The sequence below is a fragment of the Escherichia sp. MOD1-EC5189 genome (assembly GCF_002966045.1).
In the GTDB taxonomy this organism is placed as follows: Bacteria; Pseudomonadota; Gammaproteobacteria; order Enterobacterales; family Enterobacteriaceae; genus Escherichia; species Escherichia coli_F.
This window is the reverse complement of sequence record NZ_PTRX01000009.1, coordinates 66709-84345: the sequence shown is the minus strand read 5'-3', so window position 1 is coordinate 84345 and position 17637 is coordinate 66709. Positions and strand designations below refer to the sequence as shown.

Genomic DNA, 17637 nt, shown 5'->3' with positions numbered 1-17637 from the left:
AAACAAAATGAATTACGAATTACTGACCACTGAAAATGTCCCGGTAAAAATGTGGACCAAAGGCGTACCGGTAGAAGACGATGCGCGTCAGCAACTGATAAATACGGCGAAGATGCCGTTTATTTTCAAACATATTGCGGTAATGCCTGATGTACATCTGGGTAAAGGTTCCACCATTGGTAGCGTGATCCCGACCAAAGGGGCGATTATTCCGGCGGCGGTGGGGGTAGATATCGGTTGTGGAATGAACGCACTGCGAACTGCGTTAACGGCGGCAGATCTGCCTGAAAACCTGGCGGAGCTGCGTCAGGCGATTGAAACTGCCGTGCCGCACGGACGTTCCAATAATCGTAGCCGTCGTGATAAAGGCGCATGGGAGAATCCGCCTGTTAACGTCGATGCGAAATGGGCTGAGCTTGAAGCCGGTTATCAGTGGTTAACGCAAAAATATCCGCGTTTCCTTAATACCAATAACTATAAACACCTGGGAACGCTGGGAACGGGAAACCACTTTATTGAAATCTGTCTTGATGAGTCGGACCAGGTGTGGATTATGCTGCACTCCGGTTCACGCGGAATTGGTAATGCAATCGGGACTTACTTTATCGATCTGGCGCAAAAAGAGATGCAGGAAACGCTTGAAACGTTGCCATCGCGTGACCTGGCGTACTTTCTGGAAGGTACGGAATACTTTGATGATTACCTGAAAGCGGTGGCCTGGGCGCAGCTTTTTGCCAGCCTTAACCGCGATGCGATGATGGAAAACGTGGTAACGGCGTTGCAGAGCGTTACGCAGAAAACGGTAAGACAGCCACAAACACTGGCGATGGAAGAGATCAACTGTCACCACAACTATGTGCAAAAAGAACAGCACTTTGGCGAAGAGATCTATGTGACGCGTAAAGGCGCGGTGTCTGCGTGTGCTGGTCAATATGGAATTATTCCCGGTTCGATGGGGGCGAAAAGCTTTATTGTCCGTGGGCTGGGAAATGAAGAGTCGTTCTGTTCGTGCAGCCACGGTGCCGGGCGGGTAATGAGCCGTACTAAAGCGAAAAAACTGTTCAGCGTGGAAGATCAAATTCGTGCCACCGCGCATGTGGAATGCCGTAAAGATGCCGAAGTGATCGACGAAATCCCGATGGCGTATAAAGATATCGACGCGGTGATGGCGGCACAAAGCGATCTGGTGGAAGTTATCTACACCCTGCGTCAGGTGGTGTGTGTAAAAGGATAAATGATGAAAAGGATGATTGCGCTGGATGGCGCACAGGGCGAAGGCGGCGGGCAGATCCTGCGCTCGGCGCTGAGTCTGTCGATGATAACCGGCCAGCCATTTACCATCACCGGCATTCGCGCCGGGCGGGCGAAACCGGGGCTGTTGCGCCAGCATCTGACGGCTGTAAAGGCGGCGACGGAAATTTGCGGAGCAACGGTGGAGGGCGCGGAGCTGGGGTCGCAGCGTCTGGTCTTCCGGCCCGGTACCGTGCGCGGTGGCGACTACCGCTTTGCTATTGGTAGCGCCGGAAGTTGCACGCTGGTACTACAAACGGTACTGCCCGCGCTGTAGTTTGCCGATGGTCCTTCTCGTGTTGAAGTGAGCGGAGGTACCGATAACCCGTCGGCCCCGCCTGCAGATTTTATCCGCCGGGTGCTGGAGCCGCTGCTGGCGAAAATGGGAATTCATCAGCAAACCACATTATTACGCCACGGTTTTTATCCTGCCGGAGGCGGCGTGGTGGCGACGGAAGTCTCGCCCGTGGCATCGTTTAACACCTTGCAACTTGGCGAGCGCGGGAACATTGTGCAGATGCGTGGAGAGGTGCTGTTAGCTGGCGTGCCGAGGCATGTCGCTGAGCGTGAAATCGCTACGTTGGCGGGTAGTTTTTCCCTGCATGAGCAGAATATTCATAACCTGCCGCGCGACCAGGGGCCGGGTAATACCGTCTCGCTTGAAGTCGAAAGTGAAAATATCACTGAACGCTTTTTTGTCGTCGGTGAAAAGCGCGTCAGTGCCGAAGTGGTGGCTGCGCAGTTAGTGCAAGAGGTGAAACGTTACCTGGCGAGCCCGGCGGCGGTGGGGGAATATCTCGCCGACCAGTTGGTGCTACCAATGGCGCTGGCGGGGGCGGGAGAATTTACGGTCGCCCATCCCTCATGCCATCTGCTGACCAATATCGCGGTGGTGGAGCGTTTCTTGCCAGTGCGGTTTAGTCTGGTGGAGGCGGATGGCGTAACGCGGGTGAGCATTGAATGATATAAAGATGTAAGCCGGATCCGACGTATTATCCGGCTAAACTCACACCCCATATCCCATCATCTTCAGCAGTTTCTGCGCGTGTTGTACCGCGGCCTGACGGTGGGCGACACCGAGTTTTTGGTACAGATTGCGGATATGCGTTTTGATGGTGGTTGCCGCCACTTCCAGCTCGCCTGCAATTTGTTCATTGCTGTAACCGGAGTAAATCAGCCCCAATACCTGCCATTCGCGTTGGGTCAGCGGGCTGGTACGGATCAATTCTGGTACTTCCGGATGATTTAGCAGACGTTCAACGAAATTCTCATCAAAATGGGCGAATTTATGCCGATGATGTTGATTTATTTCCCGCAGAATACGCTGTGCGCGATGCTGTTCCAGCTCAGGCAACGTATTGAGTTGAATCAGTTGGCGTAACTGTTGCGCCATCGCTTCGCCTTCGATGACAAAGTGACTGATAAATCCGGTACGATTCGCCAGTTTTAATGCCTCCAGCAACACACGCTGGGCATCATTTTTGCGACCGGCCTGCCAGTACAGTTGATTAAGCAGCAACAGGTTACGGTTGAGATCGCTCATTAACCGCAGACTGCGGGCGTTTTCATTGAGTTCTTCAAGAACAATTTCTGCCGGTTCAAACTCGCCCAGCAATATTTGTGCACGGGCGATGTTGCGCCATTGACCTTGCAGGAAGTGGTTATTCGCAAACTCCGGTTTGGCTGTGTGACGCAACCAGTTGGCGGCGGCAGCTTTGTCGCCGGTCATTTGCCAGTAAATGACCCGGACTTTGTTGGCGTTAGAGATCCAGTCGCTGTGATATTTGCCATTTCCCAGCAGATTTTCCAGACGATTCAGTTGGCTACGGGCGTTATCCAAATCACCTCGGGCCAGCGAGCATTGAATCAACATTGCCAGGCACTGGAGCTGTTGCTGTGGTTGATAAGATGACAAAACTTCAATCCCGCTGCGTGCCGATGCTTCGGCTTCGTCCAGCCGTGCCCAGGCCCATAACAGTTGAGCTCGGATACGTACCAGAAATTCATGCATTGGCAGCTGTTCCAGATGCTGCTCGTTGATCAGCTGGAACGCTTTTTCCTGCGTTTCCCACGCGGTTTGCAGAAAACCCTGAGCAAACAGAATTTCGCTTTGCTGGATTAAACTCCACAAAGCGTAGTGCCAGACATCGTGCTGGCGTGCCATCTGTTCGGTTTGCTGCATTAACGCCAGTGAGCGGGTCAGTTCCCCTTTGCAGTGCAATACTTCACCCAACACCGAAGTTGCTACAATGCGGCTGTAGAACCAGCCGGGAGGCAGTTCTTCCAGTGCCAGTTTTGCCAGCCGTTCAGCTTCATCCGGGTTACCATCGTTAATTGCCACCTGGGCGCGCAGAGCATTAAATTCTGCGTGCATGGTGCCTTCTCTGATGTCTTTGATTTCATGTTCAGCACGAGCCAGCAGGGTGTTTACTTCGCCGTAGCGATGCTGGCTTTGCATCAGCCACGCTTGTAATAACACCAACTGCGGATTTTCCAGCAAACTCTCCCACGGCAGGGCTTTAAGTGACTCTTCAAGTAGCGAAAGTTCGCTGTGGTTGAACAAACTCCAGGCGTGATTAAGCAGAATATCGCGCAGCATCAGCGCATCGCCTGCCGCCAGCGCATGATGAATCGCTTCGCTGGGGAATCCCTGGGCCATCCAGCTTTCTGCGGCGGCACTGTGGATTTTCGGCAGCTCCGCCGCCAGTTCCCACTGGCAGCGCTGGCGCAGGAAGTTGCCAAACAGCGGGTGATAGCAGAACCACTCGCCGCTATCATCCATCCGCTGTAAAAACAGCCCCTGACGCTCAATCTCTTCGAGGCGCATTTGCCCGTTTTCTTCGCCGGTCACACGAGTGATGAGTGCATCGTTCATTGAGCGCAAAATGGCGCTTTTCAACAGAAAATGGCGCGTTGCGAGATCGACGTTGTCCAAAACCTCATCGACCAGATAATCCGAAAGATGACTGGCATTGATTCCCGCCAGGCGGCGTGCCGACTTATGGGCTGAGTGGGTATTCTGCCGGGCGGAGAGGGCAATTAACTGTAGCGCAGTCGCCCAACCGGAAACGTCATCGCAAATCCGACTGCTTTCTGCGGCTTCAATCGGCGATGACAGGCGGCAATCAAAAAACTGCTTCGCTTCCTGGTGGGTAAACGCCAGTTGCTGACTGCCAATTTCCAGCAGTTGGTCGCGAACACGCAGATTGGCAATGCCCAGTTGCGGAAGATTGCGTGACAGCACCACCAGGGTGAGATTTTCTGGTTGATGGCGAATAAAGAAGCGCATTGACTCGTGGATCACCGGATTAGTGATCAGATGATAGTCATCGATGACCAGATAAAGTGGGCTATGCCATTCCGCCAGCTCAATGAAAAGCTGGGCGAAGAGTGACGTCAGGCTGGCATATTGCCGTTTTTGCGCCATCGTCTCACAAATCGCACAGTGACCGTTGGTTGCCTGTTGCACGGCGGCAATGAAATAGCTGGCGAAACGCTCTTGCTGGTTATCGCCCTCATCCAGCGAGTACCAGCCCAAATCGTTTTTGCCTGCCGCCCATTGAGAAATGAGTGTGGTTTTTCCGTAGCCCGCAGGACTCGTGATCAGCGCCAGCCGGAAGTTGTTCGCGCCGGAAAGTTTAGCCAGCAGGCGCTCACGAACCACGGTATGGTCGAGTCGAACCGGACGACTTAATTTTGACAGAATCAGCATAGTTAATCACTTCACTGTGGAAAATGAGGAAATATTATTTTTTTTGCGCTTCGTAATTAATGGTTATAAGGTCGGCCAGAAACCCTTCTAATGCAAGCGATGACGTTTTTTTATGTGTCTGAATTTGCACTGTGTCACAATTCCAAATGTTTATTAACAACTCACCTAATAACGACGCTGATGCAGCGTGAATACTGGGTTTTACGGTATTTTCCTCATGTTCATCAGTTTCATTTAAGCAAGGGAGTCTTCTCAATTCCTGATGAAAGAGCCATCTAAAAAGAGGATCTTAATAAACCTATTAAGAATGAGATGGAGCAAACTGGATGTTTTACTTATGAAACTGTTTCACTCCTTTACTTAATTTATAGAGTTACCTTCCGCCTTTTGAAAATACACAACGGCCATTTTTTGCACTTAGATACAGATTTTCTGCGCTGTATGGCATTGATTTGCTGCTAATCCTGTGGATTGCACTAGGTTTAAGTGGTCGAGATCACATTTCCTTGCTCATCCCCGCAACTCCTCCCTGCCTAATCCCCCGCAGGATGAGGAAGGTCAACATCGAGCCTGGCAAACTAGCGATAACGTTGTGTTGAAAATCTAAGAAAAGTGGAACTCCTATGTCACAACCTATTTTTAACGATAAGCAATTTCAGGAAGCGCTTTCACGTCAGTGGCAGCGTTATGGCTTAAATTCTGCGGCTGAAATGACCCCTCGCCAGTGGTGGCTGGCAGTGAGTGAAGCCCTGGCGGAAATGCTACGTGCCCAGCCATTCGCTAAACCGGTGGCCAATCAGCGACATGTTAACTATATCTCAATGGAGTTTTTGATTGGACGCCTGACGGGTAACAACCTGTTGAATCTTGGCTGGTATCAGGATGTACAGGATTCGTTGAAGGCTTATGACATCAACCTGACTGACCTGCTGGAAGAAGAGATCGACCCGGCGCTGGGTAACGGTGGTCTGGGACGTCTGGCTGCGTGCTTCCTCGACTCAATGGCAACTGTCGGTCAGTCTGCGACGGGTTATGGTCTTAACTATCAATATGGCTTGTTCCGCCAGTCTTTTGTCGATGGCAAACAGGTTGAAGCGCCGGATGACTGGCATCGCGGTAACTACCCGTGGTTCCGCCATAACGAAGCACTGGATGTGCAGGTAGGAATTGGCGGTAAAGTGACGAAAGACGGACGCTGGGAGCCGGAATTTACCATTACCGGTCAAGCGTGGGATCTTCCCGTTGTCGGTTATCGTAATGGCGTGGCGCAGCCGCTGCGTCTGTGGCAGGCGACGCATGCGCATCCGTTTGATCTGACAAAATTTAACGACGGTGATTTCCTGCGTGCCGAACAACAGGGCATCAACGCGGAAAAACTGACCAAAGTTCTCTATCCAAACGACAACCATACTGCCGGTAAAAAGCTGCGCCTGATGCAGCAATACTTCCAGTGTGCTTGTTCGGTAGCGGATATTCTGCGTCGCCATCATTTGGCGGGGCGTAAACTGCACGAGCTGGCAGATTACGAAGTTATTCAACTGAACGATACCCACCCGACTATTGCCATTCCAGAGCTGCTGCGCGTGCTGATTGATGAGCATCAGATGAGCTGGGATGACGCCTGGGCCATCACCAGCAAAACTTTTGCTTACACCAACCATACCCTGATGCCAGAAGCGCTGGAACGCTGGGATGTGAAGCTAGTGAAAGGCTTACTGCCGCGCCACATGCAGATTATTAACGAAATCAATACTCGCTTTAAAACGCTGGTGGAGAAAACCTGGCCGGGCGATGACAAAGTGTGGGCCAAACTGGCGGTGGTGCACGACAAACAGGTGCATATGGCGAACCTGTGTGTAGTTGGCGGTTTCGCGGTGAACGGTGTAGCGGCGCTGCATTCAGATCTGGTGGTGAAAGATCTGTTCCCGGAATATCACCAGCTGTGGCCGAACAAATTCCATAACGTCACCAATGGTATTACCCCTCGTCGCTGGATCAAACAATGCAACCCGGCACTGGCGGCTCTGTTGGATAAATCACTGAAAAAAGAGTGGGCTAACGATCTCGATCAACTGATCAATCTGGAAAAATTCGCTGATGATGCGAAATTCCGCCAGCAATATCGCGAGATCAAGCAGGCGAATAAAGTCCGTCTGGCGGAGTTTGTGAAAGTTCGTACCGGTATTGAAATCAATCCTCAGGCGATTTTCGATATTCAGATCAAACGCTTGCATGAGTACAAACGTCAGCACCTGAATCTGCTGCATATTCTGGCGTTGTACAAAGAGATTCGTGAAAACCCGCAGGCTGACCGCGTACCGCGCGTTTTCCTCTTCGGCGCGAAAGCCGCACCGGGCTACTACCTGGCGAAGAATATTATCTTTGCGATCAACAAAGTGGCTGATGTGATCAACAACGATCCACAGGTTGGCGATAAGTTGAAGGTGGTGTTCCTGCCGGATTATTGCGTTTCGGCGGCGGAAAAACTGATCCCGGCGGCGGATATCTCCGAACAAATTTCGACTGCAGGTAAAGAAGCTTCCGGTACCGGCAATATGAAACTGGCGCTCAATGGTGCGCTTACTGTCGGTACGCTGGATGGTGCTAACGTCGAAATCGCCGAAAAAGTTGGTGAAGAAAATATCTTTATTTTTGGTCATACCGTGGAACAAGTGAAGGCAATTCTGGCCAAAGGCTACGACCCGGTGAAATGGCGGAAGAAAGATAAGGTGCTGGATGCAGTATTGAAAGAGCTGGAAAGCGGTAAATACAGCGACGGCGATAAGCATGCCTTCGACCAGATGCTGCACAGTATCGGCAAACAGGGCGGCGATCCGTATCTGGTAATGGCGGATTTCGCAGCCTATGTAGAGGCACAAAAGCAGGTGGATGTGCTGTACTGCGACCAGGAGGCCTGGACTCGCGCGGCGATCCTCAATACCGCCCGCTGCGGTATGTTTAGCTCGGATCGCTCTATTCGCGATTATCAGGCTCGTATCTGGCAGGCAAAACGCTAAGGAAGCTCGATGGAAAGCAAACGTCTGGATAATGCCGCGCTGGCGGCGGGGATCAGCCCCAATTACATCAATGCCCACGGTAAACCGCAGTCGATTAGCGCCGAAACCAAACGGCGTTTGCTTGACGCGATGCATCAACGTATCGCCACGAAAGTGGCGGTAACGCCAGTCCCGAATGTCATGGTCTATACCAGCGGCAAAAAAATGCCGATGGCGGTGGAGGGCAGCGGCGAATATAGCTGGCTGCTGACCACCGAAGAAGGAACGCAGTACAAAGGCCATGTAACGGGGGGCAAAGCGTTCAATTTACCGACGAAGTTGCCGGAAGGTTATCACACGTTGACACTCACCCAGGACGACCAGCGCGCGCATTGTCGGGTGATTGTCGCCCCGAAACGCTGTTACGAACCGCAGGCGTTGCTGAATAAACAAAAGCTGTGGGGCGCCTGCGTCCAGCTTTATACGCTGCGATCGGAAAAAAACTGGGGTATTGGGGATTTTGGCGATCTCAAAGTGATGCTGGTGGATGTGGCAAAACGTGGCGGGGCTTTCATCGGTCTGAACCCGATTCATGCGCTCTATCCGGCAAATCCGGAAAGTGCCAGTCCGTATAGCCCGTCTTCTCGTCGCTGGCTAAATGTGGTTTATATTGACGTTAACGCCGTCGAAGATTTCCATCTTAGCGAAGAGGCTCAGGCCTGGTGGCAGTTACCGACCACGCAACAGACGCTGCAACAGGCACGGGATGCCGACTGGGTCGATTACTCCACCGTTACTGCGCTGAAAATGACAGCATTGCGGATGGCGTGGAAAGGTTTTGCGCAACGTGATGATGAGCAGATGGCCGCGTTTCGCCAGTTTGTTGCAGAGCAGGGCGACAGCCTGTTCTGGCAGGCGGCGTTTGACGCGTTACATGCCCAGCAAGTGAAAGAAGACGAAATGCGCTGGGGCTGGCCTGCATGGCCAGAGATGTATCAGAACGTGGATTCACCAGAAGTGCGTCAGTTCTGCGAAGAACATCGTGATGACGTCGATTTTTATCTCTGGTTGCAGTGGCTGGCTTACTGCCAGTTTGCCGCCTGCTGGGAGATAAGCCAGGGCCATGAAATGCCGATTGGCTTGTACCGTGATCTGGCGGTTGGCGTAGCAGAGGGTGGAGCAGAAACCTGGTGCGACCGGGAGTTGTATTGCCTGAAAGCGTCGGTGGGCGCACCGCCGGATATCCTCGGCCCGTTGGGGCAGAACTGGGGATTGCCGCCGATGGATCCGCATATCATCACCGCGCGTGCCTATGAACCGTTTATCGAGCTGTTGCGTGCCAATATGCAAAACTGCGGCGCGTTGCGAATTGACCATGTGATGTCGATGCTGCGTTTGTGGTGGATACCGTATGGCGAGACGGCAGATCAGGGCGCGTATGTTCACTATCCGGTAGATGATCTGCTCTCGATTCTGGCACTCGAAAGTAAGCGGCATCGCTGCATGGTGATTGGTGAAGACCTCGGCACTGTACCGGTAGAGATTGTCGGTAAACTGCGCAGCAGCGGTGTGTACTCCTACAAAGTGCTCTATTTCGAAAGTGACCACGAGAAGACATTCCGCGCGCCGAAAGCGTATCCGGAGCAGTCGATGGCGGTTGCGGCGACACACGACCTGCCTACACTGCGTGGCTACTGGGAGAGCGGGGATTTAACACTGGGCAAAACGCTGGGGCTGTACCCGGATGAAGTGGTATTGCGCGGTCTGTATCAGGATCGCGAACTGGCGAAGCAAGGGTTACTGGATGCACTGCATAAACATGGTTGCCTGCCAAAACGTGCGGGGCATAAGGCATCGTTAATGTCGATGACGCCGATGCTTAATCGTGGTTTGCAACGTTATATCGCTGATAGTAACAGTGCTCTGTTAGGGCTTCAGCCAGAAGACTGGCTGGATATGGCCAAACCGGTAAATATTCCCGGAACCAGTTACCAGTATAAAAACTGGCGGCGCAAGCTTTCCGCAACGCTTGAGACGATGTTTGCCGATGATGGCGTGAACAAGTTGATTAAGGATCTGGACAAGCGGCGCAGGGCGGTAGGGAAGAAGAAATAGAGTGCGATTGATGCCGGATGCGATGCATCCGGCAGTCAGTGTTATCAAATCACCATATTCAGCAGCAGACAGCCTACCAGACCGCACACCGAGATAATGGTTTCCAGCATCGACCAGGACTTGATGGTCTCGCCGATAGTCAGGTTAAAGTACTCTTTGAACAGCCAGAAGCCCGGATCGTTCACGTGAGAGAAAATCACACTACCGGAACCAACCGCAATAACCATCAGTTCCGGGCTAACGCCTGTCGTTGCAATCAGTGGTGCCGCGATACCCCCCGCAGTGATTGCCGCAACGGTTGCGGAACCCAGCGCGATACGCAGTACGGCAGCAATCGACCAGGCCATCAGCAGCGGAGAAATGTTGGTTTCGTGCATCATGGAAGCAATGTATTTGTCTACGCCGCTGTCTACCAGCACCTGCTTGAACGCACCGCCACCACCGATGATCAACAGCATCATCGCGATGATTTTGATGGAAGAAACCAGCGTGTCGTTAATCTGATCCATTGAACGACCACGGTTCAGACCAAAGGTGAACATCGCAATCAGCACGGCAATCAGCGTTGCCATTACCGGGTCACCGAGGAACTCCGCCACTGGCAGGAAAGCGTGACCTTTCGGCAGGATCATTTCGGCAATTGCACGCATCGCCATCAGCACAACCGGCACCAGAGAAGTCCAGACGCTGACGCCAAAGCTTGGCATCTCTTCTTCGCTGAAGGTTTTCGCGCTGTACAGACCTTCCGGGATTGGCTTATCGATACCTTTCAGCACGCGAGCGTAAACCGGACCCGCGAGAATAACGGTCGGGATTGCCAGAATAGTTCCGTACAGCAGGGTCTTACCCATATCAGCATTGAAAATGGTGGCAATCGCAGTTGGGCCCGGATGTGGCGGCAGGAAGCCGTGGGTCACAGACAGCGCAGCCGCCATTGGTACACCAACATACAGCAGCGGAATATTCGCGGAAGCCGCGATGGTAAACACCAGCGGCAGCATTAGCACGAAGCCCACTTCATAGAACAGGGCAAAACCGACAGTAAAACCGGTTAACACTACCGCCCATTGGATGTGTTTTTTACCAAATTTGGCAATCAGCGTGGTGGCGATACGTTGTGCACCACCGCAGTCTGCCAGCATTTTGCCCAGCATCGCGCCAAAACCCATGATCAGGGCAAGGCTACCGAGCGTCCCGCCGACACCAGCTTTGATGGAGCCAATAACTTTATCCAGCGGCATTCCCTGCATTAATCCAACAGCAAGCGCCACGAGGACGAGAGCGATGAAGCCGTTCATTTTGAAGCGGATCATCAGGAGCAACAACAAGATTACACCGATAGCAACAATGACTAATGGCATGATTTACCTGGCCTTTCATTTGTTATGGGTAACGTCAATTTTCTGACGACAAACTCTAATTATCCCAATCGGGAACAGAGATATTGCGGCACCACGACTGATACCCACTAAAACTAATTATTGTAGTCAGATGTCAGGAGTATGTTTGGTACCCGCGTGAATGATACGGGTAACATCTGGCGTTTGAGAATCACCAGAGCGGGGTAAATTTAAATTATGAGAGGTTGGTCATATTATCGCGGGGAAACGTAGGGATTGGATTTGCCGAGGCAATGTAGCGCCAACGCCTGGCAGACGGCCCGATAAGAAGCTTTAGCGTCGCATCGGGCAATCTATAAAAGAGAGGATAACTTAGTAGTAAGAGTGTTCGCCGCGCTGGTGTTCGGTGAGATCGCGTACACCTTTCAGCTCCGGGAATTCGTTCAGCAGCTGCTTTTCGATCCCTTCTTTCAGCGTCACATCGACCATTGAACAACCGTTACAACCGCCGCCAAATTGCAGAATGGCGTAACCGTCTTCGGTGATTTCCATCAGCGAAACGCGACCACCGTGACCGGCAAGCTGTGGGTTGATCTGCGACTGCAGCATATACTCCACGCGCTCCATCAGCGGCGCATCGTCAGCTACTTTGCGCATTTTGGCGTTTGGGGCTTTCAGCGTCAGCTGAGAACCCAACTGGTCGGTAACAAAGTCGATCTCTGCATCTTCCAGGTAAGGCGCGCTTAACTCATCAACATACGCGGTCAGCAGGTCAAATTTCAGGGCAGTGTCGGTGGCTTCCACAGCGTCCGGCGGACAATAAGAAACGCCACATTCAGCGTTAGGCGTGCCAGGGTTAATCACAAATACGCGGATTTGTGTCCCTTCTTCCTGATTTGCCAGCAGTTTGGCAAAGTGCGCTTGTGCAGCATCGGAAATACGGATCATAGTAATGGCCTAATAGTTGACTATTTTAGTTGGTTATAATACGCCCATCATCGAGGCTCTACAAGGTTCGACAAAGGCACCAGACCTGGACAGTCGCCGCACCATTGCGTAAAAGCAACTGCGCAATCTCTGCGACGGTACTTCCGGTGGTAACGACATCATCCACTATCACCATATGGCGACCTTGCACCGGCAATTCAAGGCGAAAGGCATTTTTCAGGTTGCGTTTGCGCAGCCGGGCGCTAAGAAAATGCTGGGTCGCAGTGGCCCGTGTACGTGTGACGGCTTCGCTATCCCATTGGCAGTGCAACCAGCGTGATAACGGCTGACACAGCAAATCGCTCTGATTAAATCCCCGACGCCAGTGACGCCGCTGCCATAACGGCACGCTGATGATGCGGTCCGGCAATTGCAAACCGGTGGCGCGACGAGCGTGTAAGACTTCCAATAGTAACAGACGTGACAGGGCGCTGGCGATTTCGCAACGCCGGGAAAACTTAAGCTGGTGGATGAGCGGACTTAACGGCGGTGCATAGTCGGCAACCGTGACCAGTCTTTGCCACGGCGGTGGTTTTTGCAGGCAGCGACCACAGGGAAGATGGGAGTGTGTTGCGGGTAATCCACATTGTGGGCATAACGTTTTATCTGTACGGGTGGCGCGAGAGCATACCGAACAAATCCCCCAATGGCCTAACGCCAGGGGCATTCGGCATAGCCAGCATAATCCCGGTACTGTTAGCATATGTTCATCCTTGTAAGTAAAAAGAGAACAATAGCGGATGAATAACATCTGGTGGCAGACCAAAGGTCAGGGGAATGTTCATCTTGTGCTGCTGCACGGATGGGGACTGAATGCCGAAGTGTGGCGTTGCATTGATGAGGAACTTAGCTCGCATTTTACGCTGCATCTCGTTGATCTGCCCGGCTTCGGGCGCAGCCAGGGATTTGGTGCGATGTCACTTGCTGATATGGCTGAAGTCGTGCTGCGACAAGCTCCGGACAAAGCTATCTGGTTAGGCTGGAGTTTGGGCGGACTGGTGGCAAGCCAGATTGCGTTAACCCATCCCGAGCGGGTTCAGGCGCTGGTCACCGTGGCGTCGTCGCCATGTTTTAGTGCTCGTGACGATTGGCCGGGGATCAAACCGGACGTGCTGGCAGGTTTCCAGCAGCAACTCAGTGACGATTTTCAGCGCACGGTAGAACGGTTCCTTGCGTTACAAACCATGGGTACAGAAACGGCACGCCAGGATGCGCGAGCGCTGAAGAAAACCGTTCTGGCGTTACCGATGCCGGAGGTCGACGTGCTTAATGGCGGGCTGGAAATTCTGAAAACGGTCGATCTCCGTCAGCCGCTGCAACACGTACCAATGCCATTTTTGCGATTGTATGGTTATCTCGACGGCCTGGTGCCGCGCAAAGTGGTGCCGATGCTGGATAAACTCTGGCCACACAGCGAGTCGTACATCTTCGCCAAAGCGGCCCATGCTCCGTTTATTTCGCATCCGGACGAGTTTTGTCACCTGCTGGTGGCGTTCAAGCAGAGGGTGTAGGTAGCTGTTGAAATGGCGAGACAGAATTTTACTGACTCGCCGCAGCCAACTCTTCTTCTGACACCCCGGTAAAGCGCATGATGTCCGCAAGGGGGACTCCGGATTCAAGCATTATTTTTGCTATATGCAAGGCTTTGGATTGTTCCCCCTCTTGCCGCAATCTTTCCGCAATAGTCATTAAACTCTCCTTGTGTTTCGGTGAACGTTCGGCAACGCCGTCGATAAAATCGTTAAAACGTACCGCATCGCCGGTTTGTAGTATGTAATTAAACAGCCCTTTGATTTGTCTGTCATTAGCGTATCCACTACTTAATAAGCAGGCCATTTGCTCTACCAGCCCCATCAGGTCGCGTTGACGTATATGTTTTTGAATTAGCTCCAGCAGCGCCATGCGCCGGTGCTGCATGATTTCATCATCAGGCATGACAGTGACATCAATCAGCGGAAATGCAGAGGCATAAAGCTGCCTTGCCAGTTTGGGATCGGCGAAACAATCCAGCCAACACAGTGAATAGGGATAGGGGCTTTCAATGCCGTGGTAAAACAACAATGGCACCACCATCGGCAACGTTTTGTATCCGGCATCCAGGTGATTTTGCATTGCGGCAATGGCGTAACGCATCATGCGAAATGCGATCAGTTTGTTTGAGGTGCTTTGATGTTCAATCAGACAATAGATATATCCCGGTCCTTGTTCCGTTTTCACCGACCACAGCACGTCGGAATAGCTTTCACGCAGATCGTCATCAATAAAGCTGCTCGACTCCAGCTTGAGGGTTTTCATATCACAGAGCGCGTGAATAGGTGCCGGTAAATGGAACGCAAGAAAATCGCGTGCCGTGTCCGGTTGGCGTAAAAAGAGTTTAAACAGTGCATCATGTGGGGTGGAACTCTGCTTTTTGCTCATGGCGTTCCTTCACCTGTTGTTTGAATGCCGCGACTCTACGCGCCACTCCACACCTGTGCATTAGCGAGTTTTCATCCCTGCGAGACGCTTTCAGAGGAACTTACGTTGTACTGCAAGAGTTGCATTTTTATGGAAAGCCGCACGCAAAAAAGCCCGGTTGCAAACGCATACCGGGCTTTCAAAACAGGTAGTAAAACAAGGTTAACGTAACGCCCACCACTCACGCAGACAGGCTTTGCCTTCCGGGCAGCTTTTACAACTGCCAGAGAGGCAGCCGTCAGGTTCTTCCTGAATCCGCACGGCTTTGCCCATACTTTCCAGCTGTTGCAGCATGGCGTTAATCATTGGCTGCGGGGTGTTCAGTGTCTGGCTTATCTGGGCCGCTTCCATACGGCCCCGTAATGCCAGCAAATCACGCACCTGAATGAGCGAAGCCATTGCTGTATCCTTAGTGGCAATCGCCAGTGGTGCTGGCTGCACAGCAACTGCTTACCGATTTGCGTGTTGCCAGCAGTTCGATATCGACCCGGCTACGTGCGCGACGCAGCAAACCGATGACCACGATGTTAAACAGGATAACCGCCAGAATGCATACCAGACTGTAGGTTGGATGCTGGCTGTAGCTGGCGACCTGGTAGAACAATGTTGCCAACGAGTAAGCGATATTTAGCCCCCACAGGATGGAGAAGCCCATCCAGCCACGGCTGGATTCACGCGCGATAGCGCCCATCACCGAGATACACGGTACATACAGCAGAACGAAAATCAGGTAGCTGTAAGCAGCTGCTGCGCTTCCAAATTTCTGATCCATCACGCCCATCGCCCCGGTACCCATTTCGCCGTCGCCTTTGCTGGCTTCAATGGGGTTCATCAGTACGCTAAGGCTGAAGGTGTCTTTCAGGCTCTGCCAGGTTTCATCTACCGCACTGAACAGCTCTTCACCGAGGTTAAATTCTGCCGGATTGAACTCTTCGTCCTGAATATTTTCTGCGGTGTAGAGGGTGTTGAGCGTACCCACTACCACTTCTTTCGCCATGGCACCTGTAAACAGGCCAACCGTTGCCTGCCAGTTATCTTCATGCACGCCAATTGGCTTGAAGACCGGGGTGATCACCCGGCTGACGGACGCCAGCGCCGAGTCGTTGATGTTATCGACGATTTTCCCGCTCAGCGAGAAGCTGTTGAAAGCGCTCAGGAAAATGCTGACGATGATGATCACTTTACCAGCACGCAGAACGAAGCCTTTCAGACGCTGCCAGGTCTGGATAATCAGGCTTTTAACGTGTGGTACATGGTAGACCGGTAGCTCCATGACAAACGGCGTCGCTTCACCGCGCATGATGGTGTACTTGAGCATCAGGCCAGTCAGCACCGCCATCACAATACCGAGCATATACAGCGAGAAGACCGCCAGCGCACCGTTCTGCCCGAAGAAGGCAGCCGCGAATACGGCGAAGATAGCCAGACGCGCGCCGCAGGACATAAACGGTGCCATCATGATGGTCATCAGACGTTCACGCGGTGCATCAAGCGTACGTGCGCCCATTACCGACGGTACGTTACAACCGAAACCAACGATCAGCGGTACAAAGGATTTCCCGGGCAAGCCCAGCGCCTGCATCAGACGGTCCATCACAAACGCCGCACGCGCCATATAGCCGGAGTCCTCGAGGAAGGAGAGGAACAGGTACATCATGCCGATCTGTGGCACCAGTGGCAGAACGGTGTTAATACCGCCCCCCAGGCCCTGGGCGAGGAAGATAGTCAGCCAGTCCGGGAAGTGGAGCGTGTAGCCAATCCACTGAATACCATGCACAAATAGCGCCACGGAGCCGACGTCAAACAGCGGCTGTAACGCCCCGCCGATGTTGATAGCCAGCAGGAACATCAGGTACATCACAAAGAGGAAAATCGGCAGACCGAGGAAACGGTTGAGCACGATTTTATCTACCGCAGTGGTGAAACGGCTGGGTTCTGCCGTCAGGGTGTTGCTTACCACATCACAGATGGCAGCAATGCACTGGTAACGCGCATCGGCAATATGCAGCGCCGGATCGTCCATCTCATTACGCAGACGGGCGAGGGCGGCATCAAGATGCTGCGACGCTTCACCGGCGTAGGCGCGGCTGTAGATATCGCCTTCCAGCATTTGTAGGCCCAGCCAGCGACGTTGTTTCAGCGGGATGTCGGAAGGCATCACTTTTGCCAGTGAATCTGCTTCGTTGAGCAGCGGCTGTGCGTAATGCACCAGTTCCACATTCTCGTTAGCTTTATAGCGATCAATCGCCAGCTTGAGCGCTTCAATACCGCGACCACGAGTTGAAACCAGCGGGATCACCGGGCAGCCAAGACGCGCCGACAGAGCATCAATTTCAATGCGAATATTTTGCTTCTCGGCAATGTCGAGCATGTTCAGCGCCACGATGCAGGGAATGCCGAGTTCCAGCAGTTGTAGCGTCAGGTACAGGTTACGCTCAAGGTTAGACGCATCCACCACGTTAATCAGCAGGTCAGCGTCGCCACTCAAAATGTAGTGACAGGCGATTTGCTCATCGAGCGAGGTCTGCGATGAGATGGTGGTCAGAGAATAGGTGCCGGGCAGGTCCACCAGCGTGACCTGATGATCGGTGGTGGAGAATTGCCCTTCTTTACGTTCGACGGTAACGCCAGCCCAGTTACCTACACGCTGACGTGCGCCAGTGAGCTGGTTAAATAAGGTTGTCTTGCCAGAATTTGGATTACCAATTAAGCCAATGGTTAATTTTTTCATTGTTGTTAT

The 17637-nt window shown here is 52.6% G+C and carries 11 protein-coding genes and 1 pseudogene; 5 read left to right on the top strand and 7 right to left on the bottom strand.

Annotation, left to right across the window (positions count from 1 at the left end; genetic code table 11):
• Nucleotides 1-7: 7 nt before the first annotated feature.
• Nucleotides 8-1234 (top strand): RNA-splicing ligase RtcB, encoded by a 1227-nt coding sequence (gene rtcB / locus ATB02_RS10300; RefSeq protein WP_105271518.1) that lies wholly within the window; start codon nucleotides 8-10, stop codon nucleotides 1232-1234.
• Between the two features lie 3 nt (nucleotides 1235-1237).
• Nucleotides 1238-2254: pseudogene (gene rtcA, locus ATB02_RS10295) on the top strand (RNA 3'-terminal phosphate cyclase).
• A 42-nt stretch (nucleotides 2255-2296) separates the two neighbouring features.
• Here rtcA and malT read toward each other — a convergent pair.
• Nucleotides 2297-5002 (bottom strand): HTH-type transcriptional regulator MalT, encoded by a 2706-nt coding sequence (gene malT / locus ATB02_RS10290; RefSeq protein WP_105271517.1) that lies wholly within the window; start codon nucleotides 5000-5002, stop codon nucleotides 2297-2299.
• Nucleotides 5003-5625: 623 nt separating this feature from the next.
• On the opposite strand from malT, the gene malP reads away from it, so the two are divergent.
• Both malP and malQ read left to right on the top strand, forming a co-directional pair.
• Nucleotides 5626-8019 (top strand): maltodextrin phosphorylase, encoded by a 2394-nt coding sequence (gene malP / locus ATB02_RS10285; protein ID WP_105271516.1) that lies wholly within the window; start codon nucleotides 5626-5628, stop codon nucleotides 8017-8019.
• A 9-nt stretch (nucleotides 8020-8028) separates the two neighbouring features.
• A complete protein-coding gene (malQ, locus tag ATB02_RS10280) occupies nucleotides 8029-10113 on the top strand; it encodes a 4-alpha-glucanotransferase (protein ID WP_105271515.1) in 2085 nt (694 codons plus the stop codon).
• A 44-nt stretch (nucleotides 10114-10157) separates the two neighbouring features.
• Here malQ and gntT read toward each other — a convergent pair whose 3' ends face one another.
• The 3 genes from gntT to gntX form a co-directional block, all read right to left on the bottom strand.
• Nucleotides 10158-11474 carry a gluconate transporter gene (gntT, locus tag ATB02_RS10275; RefSeq protein WP_001131758.1) on the bottom strand — a complete coding sequence of 439 codons (1317 nt, stop codon included), beginning with the start codon at nucleotides 11472-11474 and terminating at the stop codon, nucleotides 10158-10160.
• A gap of 351 nt (nucleotides 11475-11825) precedes the next feature.
• A complete protein-coding gene (gene nfuA / locus ATB02_RS10270) occupies nucleotides 11826-12401 on the bottom strand; it encodes a Fe-S biogenesis protein NfuA (RefSeq protein ID WP_000619389.1) in 576 nt (191 codons plus the stop codon).
• A 58-nt stretch (nucleotides 12402-12459) separates the two neighbouring features.
• Complete coding sequence (gntX, locus tag ATB02_RS10265) at nucleotides 12460-13143, bottom strand: DNA utilization protein GntX (RefSeq protein WP_001355000.1); 684 nt, start codon at nucleotides 13141-13143, stop codon at nucleotides 12460-12462.
• A gap of 37 nt (nucleotides 13144-13180) precedes the next feature.
• Between gntX and bioH the strand changes: the two genes are divergently transcribed.
• The gene (bioH, locus tag ATB02_RS10260) at nucleotides 13181-13951 is read left to right on the top strand and encodes a pimeloyl-ACP methyl ester esterase BioH (RefSeq protein ID WP_046083347.1); all 771 of its coding nucleotides are present in this window, start codon (nucleotides 13181-13183) and stop codon (nucleotides 13949-13951) included.
• 28 nt (nucleotides 13952-13979) lie between these two features.
• On the opposite strand, the gene rpnA is transcribed toward bioH, so the two are convergent.
• The 3 genes from rpnA to feoB all read right to left on the bottom strand — a co-directional run bounded on the left by rpnA (nucleotide 13980) and on the right by feoB (nucleotide 17628).
• Nucleotides 13980-14858 (bottom strand): recombination-promoting nuclease RpnA, encoded by an 879-nt coding sequence (gene rpnA / locus ATB02_RS10255; protein WP_069913701.1) that lies wholly within the window; start codon nucleotides 14856-14858, stop codon nucleotides 13980-13982.
• 201 nt (nucleotides 14859-15059) lie between these two features.
• Nucleotides 15060-15296, bottom strand: coding sequence for a [Fe-S]-dependent transcriptional repressor FeoC (gene feoC, locus ATB02_RS10245; RefSeq protein WP_000157586.1), 237 nt, complete (start codon nucleotides 15294-15296; stop codon nucleotides 15060-15062).
• 10 nt (nucleotides 15297-15306) lie between these two features.
• Nucleotides 15307-17628 carry a Fe(2+) transporter permease subunit FeoB gene (gene feoB, locus ATB02_RS10240; protein WP_000737014.1) on the bottom strand — a complete coding sequence of 774 codons (2322 nt, stop codon included), beginning with the start codon at nucleotides 17626-17628 and terminating at the stop codon, nucleotides 15307-15309.
• Nucleotides 17629-17637 lie beyond the last annotated feature (9 nt).